This window comes from Sporosarcina sp. BP05, from assembly GCF_014282005.1.
GTDB lineage: Bacteria > Bacillota > Bacilli > Bacillales_A > Planococcaceae > Sporosarcina.
On the sequence record NZ_JACFTD010000024.1, the window covers coordinates 24,930 to 36,833 of the forward strand.

Here is an 11,904-nt window from a genome sequence, read left to right on the forward strand (position 1 = left end):
ATCCTTAGAACCAATGGTAACGGTCGTAAGTCGCATGTGAAAACCTGAAATCCACAGCGAATCATATCAAAAAATCCGCGGAGATCTGAACACTCCGCGGATTTATTTAATTTAATTTAATTCTAAATGCTGCTTCATGACATCTGTAACTTCCTGTAATTCTGTTTCATCCATAATGTAATACCATATACCGCCGTTCATTCGCTTGCCTTCACCTAATTCAAAATGAAGTTGTTCGACTTTACTAGCCGCTTCTCGGTAGTTCTTCTGGACGTCTACCATTTCATCGAACGTCATATTCGTTTTTACATTGTCCCCCAAGGCGTTGAAGACACTGCGGTATTTCAACAAGCTTTTCACAGAGGTCCCTTCATGTAGCACTCCCTCAATCACCTGTTTCTGACGATCTTGACGCCCAAAGTCGCCATTAGGATCACCTTTACGCATACGTACGTAGGACAAAGCTTCTTTACCGTCCAATGAGATGTCACCAGCAGCAAAAAGAATCGAATCCTGCGTAAATTCAAAAGGATTGTTCACACTGATACCGCCGACTGTATCGACGATTGTTTGAAATCCTTCCATATTGACTTCCATAACATAGTCAATGGGAATATCCAATAGATTTTCAACCGAATCCATTGACATCTGAATGCCACCGAATGCATACGCGTGATTTAGTTTATCAGTGGTCCCGTGACCAATAATATCTGTGTACGTATCTCTTGGAATACTGACCATTTTCGTCGTTTTCAACTTAGGATTAACGGCCATTACAATCATCGTATCCGAGCGGCCTTTATCGCCTTCGCGTTCATCAACACCTAGAACTAGCACTGAAAATGGATCCTTTTTACCCAATGTAATGCCTTCGTCACGTTTCTCCGATAATTCTCGGTCAATCGGTTTATACATACTTTTCAATGTTGACGTCAAGTCAAAATAGACATTCAACGCAAAACCGCTGATTATAAGACCAATGATTGCAATGACCCACGGCCATTTTCTTCGTTTCTTCATGTTTTTCATATCTGCTCGATTCATTATAGTTCCTCCAGTTGGGGTCATTCTAAAAGTGTACTAGCACATAGACGCTTTAGATTACGTTCAGGTTTCATTTTTGATTTAAATAGTAGGGGGGCGACTTTTATAAGTGCGCATTAAACATATAATGACCTCCACATGGCTAAGAAAATCACCCTCTATGAGTATACTTCAATCTCGCTATTGATTACAAATTAAGTTCTTTTTCTGGTTATATAAATTGAATGTACCGACGTTCATGTATATAATAATTAGATACATATTAATTGAATAGAATGGATGGGGCTTATGCTAAAAGCTCTATTAAAATTTGAAATAACGTTTGTTTTATTGGTGAAGGCCCTAAAAAAAAATATTTGCACATGGATTTGGTTGCGACCAGCAAGATATGAAAATGAACTTATTCAGGAAAAACGTAATGCCGAAGGTCTTATTCAGAAGACTGACAAAGCCTACGATAGCTTACAGCAATTATTAATAGAAGTTAAGAGTAAAAGAAGTGAGTTGGAATTCATCAATGAAAAACTAAATGCACTTGCTTTAACGCACTCTTTAACAGGATTAAAGAACAGACGATACTTTGAAGAACAGTTATTGTTCTTCATCAAGTTATACACTACTTCCGGTTGGCCATTTTCACTGCTGGCGATAGATGTGGATCATTTCAAACGTGTAAATGATACATTAGGTCATACAATAGGAGATCTTGTTTTACAAGAAACTTCTTTGAAATGGCAACAATCTGGAAGACCTCACGATATAATCGCTAAGATTGGCGGAGAGGAATTCATGCTATTATTACCAGAAACTAATTTGGAAAAGGCATATGCCATTGCAGAATCGATAAGGAAAATATTTGAGCAAAGCGAATGGTCATATCCCCCTATAACTATCAGTTCAGGAGTATCAATGGTTAAGTAAGGAGATACGGCCACAACACTAATTAGAAGAACGGACGTTGCCCTTTATAATTCTAAGAATGCGGGCAGAAATAAAGTTTCTATTGGATGAATGAATACTCAGACCCCAGGGAGCTAAAGTATACCTGGGGTTTTAGTGGTTAGTAAAATAGTGAAAAGTCATGTGGAATACGAGTATCCGTGATAAAATTAATGTGTTGGTAAATGATACTAAACGATGTTTGTAGAAGGGAACTTACAATGAATAATCAAAAGGGAATAGTGAATAAAGAAGTTCCAATAGACCTTGCGCCGGATCGGATACTTGCTATCATATTTGAATACATGTCAAAAGTATCGATGGAAAATGATTTGGAAAAGTTATTAATGATATTAGCTGATTTAGGAAAAAAACTTGTGGTAGCCGATCGTTGCTCAGTCTGGTTACACGAACCTTCGGAACAGACAATCTGGACGGTTGCAGCGCATGGCATTGAAAAAATTATTATTCCGCAGGAAAGCGGATTTGTTGGTCATAGTATAGCAACTGGAAAGATAATTATGGTTGAGGATGCCTATTTGGATAAGCGTTTTAACCAGGAAATTGATATTGAAACGGGATATAGAACGTGTTCAGTCCTCTGTATTCCTTTCCATAATACCAGTGGAACTGTTATTGGTGCGTTTCAGGCGATAAACAAAATGACTGCTCAAGGTATTTTTAACGGAAAAGATAGCGAGATATTGGGTTTAGCAGCTACATATGCCGGTAAATCCCTTGAGTCAGCCATTCTACTAAATGAAATTATTGAAACGCAAAAAGAAATGCTTGAGACCTTGGGTGAAATCGGAGAAAGCCGTTCCCAGGAAACAGGAAATCATGTGAAGCGTGTTGCTTTATATTCTTATTTATTAGCCAAGCTGGCCGGTATTTCTGAAGATAAAGCTCTCCTTTTGAAACATGCTTCACCTATGCATGACATTGGTAAAGTAGCGACACCTGACAGTATTTTACTAAAACCAGGCAAGCTAACATCGGATGAATTCGAAATAATGAAACAGCACGCTGTCATAGGCTACAATATTTTTAGAAATTCCCAACGTGATTTACTTCGCACTGCGGCAATTATTGCATATGAGCACCATGAAAAATGGGATGGCACAGGCTATCCAAATGGTGTAAAAGGGGATTCGATTCATATATTCGGACGAATTACTTCCATAGCGGATGTTTTTGATGCACTGGGCAGTGACCGTGTTTATAAGCAAGCTTGGAAAATGGAACAGATAGTTGCTTATATGACCGAACAGCAAGGAAAACATTTCGACCCGATACTGGTGCAATTGTTTCTTGATAATCTTGCATTATTTATCGCTATTCGGGATCAGCACAGCGATGTAGGATAGGAGATACTAATGCGAAAAACAATCTATTTTCAAGAAGAATGCGTCATTAATGCACCCATTGGGCAGATATGGTCTCTTCTTGAAGACACCAACCAGTTGAATCAGGAAATCGGCCTGTTTCCAGTCCGATTTTCCCCTTTTAGCCATGAAGAGGGATCACTCTTTCGACAATCACGTACAAAAGCGTTTGGAGCAATAGAATTAGCCTGGCGGGAATACGCATTTGAATGGATTAAACAGCAATCCTATTCTATAGAGCGTATTTATACAAAAGGCCCGGCCGTTCGGGCGCAATGGAAAGTTAGTGTGGAGCCACAAGGAAAAAACACAACGTTGTTAAAACTGAAGGGCGATTTTACATACCGCAATGTTGTCGGCCGGCTAGCCATGAAAATGATTATAATCCCACAATTAAGGAAGACCTTCCTTTACGCATTGCAATTAGAAGGAAATAGTGGGGGAGCGGTGATTCAGCCTTGGGTTAAGCAAATTGCTGTAGTAGAGAAGGAACGGCTAGGTAGATTAACCGCAAAGCTTAGTGTGGCCTTCACCAACGAGCAAATGATTGAACAACTTATACAAACACTTGTGAACGGCAATGATGAAGACGTAACGAGTATGAAGCCCCTTCAATGGGCAGAGACTAACCAATTTGATCGGCGGCAGACAGTCGAACTTTTTCTTATAGCTACAAAATTAGGCATTCTGGATCAAGAGTGGAGTCTAATGTGCCCCAATTGCCGAGTACCGAAAGGCCAGACAAATACGCTAAGACAACTGGATAATACAGTGCATTGTGATCTATGCGGAGTAGATTATGAAATTAATTTTGATCGCTATGTCGAGATGCGCTTCACTGTTAACCAGAGTATTCGGCAAACAAGTCAGGCGTTATTCTGTGTAAATGGGCCACTCAACTCCCCTCATGTCGTTGCCCAATTTCGAATTCCAAGCCATTCATCAATGGAACTGGAATTGCCAAATTGGGATCAAAAACTGCGTTGGCGCGTATTGAAGTTTAATTATACAGCAAGCATCTTTGATGGAACGGATGATACCAAGTCCAAATTAACACTAACAGAATCCGGATTCACTGAAAAACAAGTCGCTAAAACACGCTTCTTGCAGGTGGAAAACCATACAAGTGAGGAATTTGTATTGGTCCTAGAAGAAGTGGAGTGGGACCCATTTGCACTGACAGCAAGTGAAGTAACTTCGCTTCAACTGTTTCGGGATTTATTCGCGGCAGAAGTATTGTCGCCAGACCAGCAGATTGGTATTGGAAAAATGACCATTTTGTTTACAGATTTAAAAGGGTCAACCCGGCTTTATGAATCCATTGGAGATGCCCTTGCTTATTCAGATGTGAAAAAACATTTTGATTTCTTGAAACAATATATTCAAGCTAATCATGGCACCATTGTTAAAACAATTGGCGATTCTGTTATGGCTGCATTCATTCAAGACGAGGATGCTTTCAATGCCGCGCTTGCGATTCAGAAAAACATTCATATGTTAAATGAAAAAATATCACAAGCTGTGCAAGTGAAAATTGGTTTTCACACAGGCCCTGTTATTGCAGTTAATGCAAATGATATCCTCGATTATTTTGGGCGTACAGTAAATATGGCGGCACGAATCCAGCAGCAAAGTTTGGGCAGTGATATTGTCATCAGTGAACATGACTATCGGGATTTACTTGAGTCAGACGGATTTTCGAAACTCAATCTGACTTTATCAATCGAATCCCTAACCAAACAATTACATGGCGTAGATGGCGATACGCGATTAATACGAATACGATTATAAATCATTCGAAAATGGCTCCGGGAGGTACGGCATTGGAAGATAAAACACAATTAAGACTCGTTTTGACGGGGATTTTATTAGGAATATTAATGGCTGCAATGGATAATACAATTGTAGCGACAGCGCTCGGTTCGATATTAGGAGACTTAGGCGGTGTGGACAGCTACATTTGGATTACGTCTGCTTATGCAGTAGCAGTACTTGCGGGGATGCCGATTTTCGGAAAGTTATCCGATATGTATGGACGAAAACGGTTCTTTTTATTTGGTATCATTGTTTTCTTAATTGGTTCTGCTCTTTGTGGACTTGCACAAACCGTTCCACAGCTTGCGGTATTCCGGGCGATCCAAGGAATTGGGGGAGGGGCATTATTGCCAATAGCATTCACAATTGTTTTTGATGTTTTCCCTCCTGAACAGCGTGGTAAAATGACTGGCCTTCTTGGCGCTGTATTTGGCGCTTCAAGTGTTCTAGGCCCTTTGCTTGGTGCATGGATTACGGAATCAATCAGCTGGCACTGGGTATTTTACGTTAATATTCCAATCGGCGCGATTTCTTTATTCCTGATCATTCGCTATTACAAGGAAGCTGCACAACCGATCAAGCAGACGATAGACTGGCTTGGGGCAATTACACTTGTTACGGCTGTCGTCAGCCTAATGTTTGGGCTTGAGTTGGGCGGGAAAAAGTTTGAGTGGTTATCATGGCAAAGTATTTCCCTCTTTAGTATCTTTGTTGTCTTTTTCATTGTCTTCATATGGGCTGAAACGAGAGCAAAAGAACCGATTATTTCATTTTGGATGTTCAAGAATAGACTATTTGCTTCATCCCAGGCACTGGCCTTCTTATATGGCGCGACATTTATTGGATTGACGATTTTCATTCCTCTTTTTGTGCAGGCCGTATACGGTGGATCAGCCACAAATGCGGGAATCATTCTTATGCCGATGCTCCTTGGCTCGGTCGCCGGGAGTGCACTTGGAGGAATATTGCAGACGAAAACATCATATCGCAACATCATGGTGATTTCGGTTATCGCCTATTCGATCGGTATGGTATTAATGAGCACGATCACACCTGAAACGTCACGAATCGCTCTATCTTTATTTATGGTGCTTGTCGGATTTGGCGTAGGTTTTTCATTTTCTTTACTGCCTGCTGCTTCTATGCATGAAATGGATTATCGTTATAGGGGATCAGCTAACTCAACGAACTCATTTTTCCGTTCATTAGGGCTCGCACTGGGTATTACAATTTTTGGTGCTATTCAAACAAAATTGCTAACAAGCGAAATGTCCACTGGATTTGCTAAACTTGGTGGAAGCGTGCAGGGGGGTTCGGAATCACTTGGGAATATCCAAACTGTATTCCAGCCTGAAACACGGGCAAACATCCCGCCGGATATATTGGACGTGATTGTAAATGCAATGTCCACATCCATCTCGGCCACCTATCTCTGGTCACTTATTCCCGTAGGAATTGCAGTAATTGCTGTTTTCTACATGGGCAATGAAAGATTGGATGTAACTAAAAAATAGTGAAACATAAAAGCTGTCACATCCATATTTCACAATGGGCGTGGCAGCTTTTCACTTAAGTTTATGACAGTTATTAATCTAATTAGGGTCGTTTGAAGCGGCTGGTTTTCTTGGATTTCAATCGTTGCATTCTGTCAACTACTTCTTGTTCCATTTCCGCAGTTTTGCCTTCGTCGACTTGAATGGAAGTGAGTTCATCCCCATGGATATCGATTAAAAGCCATGTGCCAGCTGTGCTGCCGGTAGGGAGAGCGGATATGTCGACATGATATTCTTTCTGCAACTCTTCAACTAAAAGAAGTGCTTTTTCATTGCCTGTGAAACGATCTAGATATGCTGGATACATAATTAACCTCCTGTGCACGCAATGCCTTGCGTGAGAATGTCGGCAATACGGGCGGGTCCGATGCCTTTGATTTTACTAAGATCGTCAACTGATTGGTAAGGGCGGAGCTGGATTAAATCTTGTGAACGAGCGGGACCGATGTGAATAATTCGCTGTACCTCCACTTCACTTGCTGAGTTGATATTAACACATGATCCACTTGAAGCCGGCTGTATTTCCTTTTTTGGTTCAGGTGCAGGGACAACTTCAGTTTCTGCTTTAGGCGGTGTGTGTTTAATAGTCCCTTGGTTATTTGTATGGACACTGAATGTCTTGCCATCTGTTTCCACAATAACTGTTCCGTGAACATCAGTTCCATAAACGAGAGCACCGCTTTTTTCAAGCCGACTAATCGTTTCGATATGCGGGTGTCCGTATTGATTGCCAACGCTTGCCGAATAAATCGCTACATCTGGTTTAACCGCATTTAAAAATCTGTCGGTTGTAGATGTTTTCGACCCATGGTGACCCACTTGCAAAATATCTGCCTTTAAGTTTTCACCACTAGTAAGCATTTCCCTTTCAGCCTCCTCTTCACCGTCACCAGTAAAGAGGAAGGAAACATCGCCGTATTGCAAACGAATTGCAATCGAGTTGTTATTTGTATCGCCTGACAGTGATTTCGGATGAACAACCGCGACCTCTAGAGGTCCAATGTCGAATACATCGCCAACCTCTGGCTCATAGTAATCCACATTATTATCTTCAATTGCAGCAAGTGCACTAGTGAAAACTTGGGAATTCACAGTTTCACCATTCATCCATACTTCTGATACGTCAAATGTCTGGATGATTTTATCTAGTTGCCCAATGTGATCTGCATGGGGATGCGTTACCGCGACAATATCGATGTTTGTTATTTTATGGGCTTGAAGATAAGCCACAACCTCCGCTGAGTTCCAATCCCCGGTGTCAATGAGTATTGCGAATGCTTCATCGTCCTGACTGTATTCAATCAATGTGGCGTCCGCCTGTCCGACATCTATGTAATGAACTTTCATCTTCGAGAGCGGAAGATTCTGCTGTTCAACAGGATTTGTGACTTCTGCTTCAACAACTTTGCTCTGTTCTTCTTTTACTTGTTCTTCTACTACCTCGGAATTGTCATTTACATTGTCAGGTAAGGGTGACTGTGTAGCACCTTGCCCGCAACCTGCAAAAATAAGTAGGCCCGCGAATAAATATAGACTCGTGAACATATTTTTAATCATTTTTTCTCCTCTATCATACGAATATTTTTCTACTATATATTGAGCAAATGATACCTCTATTAACTGAGCGAAGGCGCCTGACAAGTGATAGCCGAAGCCCTAAGACTGGCGGCGGAGCTGATTGGCTTAGGGCGGGAGGTATCCCCTAGCGCCATAGCGAATTAAATGAGATTCTCTATTTAAACATATATAGTATAGTGTAGCAGACATAGTCACTGTGGTTAACATTTTATTGAAACTGTATGCCATTAATCAAACGTTCATTCTATGTACCAAAACATCCAGTAATTTCAGCTGTTTTAATAGACCATTAGCGCTTATAATAGAAGTATATTCTAAAAGGAGTTGACGAAAGCTTGAGGCTTATTTCGAAGTTTGCTACAAAGATTGTCGTTCTCGTCCTCTTAGTCACTGGAATAGCGGCAAGTGCAGGGTGGTACTTCTTTGATGCAAATAAAGGAATCACAGTTTCGTTTTCCGAATTGGAAAAAACAATTCAAGCACAAAACGATCAAGTTGTATCCCTTAAAGAAACGTCTAGCGGAACTTTGTACTTGCAGACGAAAGATGGGAAATACGTAACTCAAGTTCGTCCTGAAAGCCAGCTAGTTGAACAATTAGTCGAAAAATATAATATTTCATATAACTATTCCAATCAAAGCCAATTTGGTAGTTTATTGTTTGGAGGATTTTTCATTACGCTCCTCATTACATTAATTGTGTTGCATAAAAAAGGGAAGATTGGCGTCGGCGCCTCGTCCATGAAAAATAGCGCATCCAAATCGACACCTTTACCAGATATAACATTACAGGATATTGGTGGGCTTCCTGAAGAAATGAAGGAAGAGATTCTACAGACCTTATCCATTGTGAAAGATCCGAAACGGTCCGCCCAAGTCGGTATTCAGCCACCAAAAGGGATTCTTTTATATGGACCACCTGGTACGGGTAAAACGTTACTAGCACAAGCCATTGCGCGCGAAATAGGAGCAACTTTCTATTCATCCAGCGGTTCAGCTTTCACAGAGTTATTTGTAGGTGTAGGTGCCTCCCGTGTACGTTCTCTTTTTGAAAATGCAAGAAAACAGCGACCAGCAGTCATTTTTATTGACGAAGTGGACGCCCTGGCAGCTAAACGGAAAGCACATGGTGGGGAAGAAGCAGAAAAAACATTAACGGAACTTCTCGTTCAACTTGATGGCGGAAATAATAACGATGGTGTGCTATTCATTGCAGCAACGAACCGAAAAGATATGTTAGATGAAGCTTTTCTACGCCCTGGCCGAATCGATTATTCTTTCCAAGTACCATTGCCTGATACGACTGGAAGAAGAGAAATCATTGATATTCACACGAGGGGCAGGCTACTCGCTGATGAAGTCTTTGCTTCGTTAGATACTCTTGCGGAAAGTACATCAGGGTTTTCGGGAGCTGAACTGAGTTCTCTCTTTAAAACAGCAAGTAGAAGAGCAATCCGAGATGGACGTGAACAAATCGCGAAGAGTGATCTTGATTTTGCAATCGACCGCACCATTCTTGGAAGTGCCTCCCGTTCAATGAACGACCCAGAGACAAAAAGAAGAGTAGCCATTCATGAATCCGGGCATGCGCTAGTCGCTACAGTAACAAAACCCGGTTCAGTAAGGAAAGCGACAATCATTCCGCGCGGCCAAGCGCTAGGGTATGTTGCGCCGATTCAAAAAGAGCTTCACTTGGCTACGTATAGTGAATTATTGGCTCAAGTCAGCATGATCCTTGCCGGTGGCGTTGCAGAACGCATTTATCTTGGCGAACATAGTATTGGTGTCAGTGGCGATGTCCAGCAAGCGAAAGAAATCATCGAGCGCATGGTTGACACGGGTTTATTGCAAGATGGATTCACCTTAACTTTCAATAAAGGCGAGAAAGAAGCGAAGATGCAACTTCTTTTTGATGAAGCGCTTCGCAAAACAGAAAGCCTGATTCAAGGACACGCATCTGAATTTGAAGAGTTAGTGGATCTATTAATGCAAAAGGAAACGCTTGACGGTACAGAAATACAACAGGTTGTTAGCAAGAACGCAGTCAAAATATAAGTGTATTGAAAAAGTTGATTAACTGGAGAGACATTTGTCTCTTCTTTTTTCATGGTTTGAGAACCAATCATATAAGTGTTTGGAGCGAGCATATATCTGTGTTGACCAAGCATAAGCCAATCTACACAAATCATATCCCAAAAAACCCCCTCCTTACCTCGCACATGGACCCACAAGTTCGTTCTAATTTCCTCTCGTTCCTCCTACAGTGTAACAAGGCATGAGAATGGGGGAGATTAGCTATGTTAATAGACGGGGTTTTTTCAGGAGGGGGTTTGAAGGGATTTGCGTTAGTTGGTGCTTATCAAGTGCTAGAAGAAAAGGGGTATCGTTTTCACCGAATAGCTGGAACGAGTGCGGGCGCAATTCTTGCCTGTTTCATAGCGGCTGGCTATTCGGCTAAGGAAATTGAAGTGATGCTGGATGAACAAGATTTTCAGGTACTTCTTGATCCAAGGAAAACAATTATACCTTTACCGTTAATGAAATGGTTTCTACTGTACTGGAGACTTGGTTTATACCAGGGCAATGCTTTGGAGAATTGGTTTTTAGAAAAATTGGCTGCGAAAGGTGTCTATACATTTTCAGATTTACCACCCGGAAAACTGAAGCTCGTTGCCTCTGATTTAACGAATGGAAAAATGATTGTGCTTCCCGACGATTTGGAGGGCTATGGACTATCAGCAGAAACTTTTCCGATTGCTCGTGCCTTACGCATGAGTTGCGGAATTCCATTTTTCTTTGAACCGGTGCGGTTAAAAGTAGGGAAAGGCGAGACTATTGTTGTGGATGGGGGGGTGTTGAGCAATTTTCCTATGTGGATATTTAACGATGATAGTGGAAAAACAGAACGTCCAGTCCTTGGCTTGAGGCTAAGTCGTAGCCAAGAAGACATGCCGGGACATAAAATCGACAATGCCTTAGATTTATTTGAAGCCCTTTTTTCAACGATGAAGAATTCGCATGATGAAAGGTATATTTCTCGAAAGCATGAAAAAAACATCATTTTCATCCCAGTTGATGATTATAGTGCAACTCAGTTTGATATGGATCAAGAAACAAAAGAGGAGCTAATGGAAGCGGGACGCAACAGTACGATTCGATTTTTGAAAACATGGTGAAAAATACCGGGTCCAAAACGATTTTGAGTCGTTTCGGTACTCGGTATTTTTTTATAGCTAGTTCGCTGACCATTCTGTATGGAAATGTCCTTCTTTATCCAGGCGTTCATAGGTATGTGCACCAAAATAATCGCGCTGAGCTTGGATAAGATTGGCTGGCAATGTTTCAGTACGATAACTATCATAATAAGCTAATGCGCTTGAGAAAGCAGGAACTGGAATACCATGTTGAATGGCTATAGCTAATACCTCGCGAAGCGAATTCTGATAGTCTCCAACTATTTCTTGGAAGTATGGATCGACTAATAGGTTTGGTAAGTCATTATTAGTGTCAAATGCGTCTTTGATATTCTGTAAGAACTGGGCACGAATGATACAACCGCCGCGGAAAATCATGGCTACTTCTCCGTAAGGG

The 11,904-nt window shown here is 41.2% G+C and carries 9 protein-coding genes and 1 pseudogene; 6 read left to right on the forward strand and 4 right to left on the reverse strand.

What is annotated here, in order from left to right:
• Nucleotides 1–111: 111 nt before the first annotated feature.
• Nucleotides 112–1,044, reverse strand: coding sequence for an LCP family glycopolymer transferase (locus H2672_RS17445; RefSeq protein ID WP_304626117.1), 933 nt, complete (start codon nt 1,042–1,044; stop codon nt 112–114).
• 288 nt (nt 1,045–1,332) lie between these two features.
• Here H2672_RS17445 and H2672_RS17450 point away from each other — a divergent pair, with 288 nt between their 5' ends.
• From H2672_RS17450 to H2672_RS17465, 4 genes are all read left to right on the forward strand, one after another.
• Nucleotides 1,333–1,965, forward strand: coding sequence for a GGDEF domain-containing protein (locus tag H2672_RS17450; RefSeq protein WP_186673489.1), 633 nt, complete (start codon nt 1,333–1,335; stop codon nt 1,963–1,965).
• Between the two features lie 239 nt (nt 1,966–2,204).
• Nucleotides 2,205–3,350, forward strand: coding sequence for an HD domain-containing phosphohydrolase (locus tag H2672_RS17455; protein ID WP_186673490.1), 1,146 nt, complete (start codon nt 2,205–2,207; stop codon nt 3,348–3,350).
• A 9-nt stretch (nt 3,351–3,359) separates the two neighbouring features.
• On the forward strand, nt 3,360–5,159 hold the full coding sequence (locus H2672_RS17460) for an adenylate/guanylate cyclase domain-containing protein (protein ID WP_186673491.1): 1,800 nt from the start codon (nt 3,360–3,362) through the stop codon (nt 5,157–5,159).
• A gap of 11 nt (nt 5,160–5,170) precedes the next feature.
• Nucleotides 5,171–6,697, forward strand: coding sequence for an MDR family MFS transporter (locus H2672_RS17465; RefSeq protein WP_186673492.1), 1,527 nt, complete (start codon nt 5,171–5,173; stop codon nt 6,695–6,697).
• A gap of 82 nt (nt 6,698–6,779) precedes the next feature.
• Here H2672_RS17465 and H2672_RS17470 read toward each other — a convergent pair whose 3' ends face one another.
• Together H2672_RS17470 and H2672_RS17475 are read right to left on the reverse strand one after the other, a co-directional pair.
• A complete protein-coding gene (locus H2672_RS17470) occupies nt 6,780–7,043 on the reverse strand; it encodes a DUF3006 domain-containing protein (RefSeq protein WP_186673493.1) in 264 nt (87 codons plus the stop codon).
• Nucleotides 7,044–7,045: 2 nt separating this feature from the next.
• Complete coding sequence (locus H2672_RS17475) at nt 7,046–8,293, reverse strand: MBL fold metallo-hydrolase (protein ID WP_255485878.1); 1,248 nt, start codon at nt 8,291–8,293, stop codon at nt 7,046–7,048.
• A 356-nt stretch (nt 8,294–8,649) separates the two neighbouring features.
• Here H2672_RS17475 and H2672_RS17480 point away from each other — a divergent pair, with 356 nt between their 5' ends.
• Entirely contained in the window at nt 8,650–10,368 is a 1,719-nt protein-coding gene (locus H2672_RS17480) for an AAA family ATPase (RefSeq protein WP_186673494.1), read from the forward strand.
• Between the two features lie 242 nt (nt 10,369–10,610).
• On the forward strand, nt 10,611–11,489 hold the full coding sequence (locus tag H2672_RS17485) for a patatin-like phospholipase family protein (RefSeq protein ID WP_186673495.1): 879 nt from the start codon (nt 10,611–10,613) through the stop codon (nt 11,487–11,489).
• A 57-nt stretch (nt 11,490–11,546) separates the two neighbouring features.
• Here H2672_RS17485 and H2672_RS17490 read toward each other — a convergent pair.
• Nucleotides 11,547–11,904: pseudogene (locus H2672_RS17490) on the reverse strand (NADP-dependent phosphogluconate dehydrogenase); the annotation flags it as partial.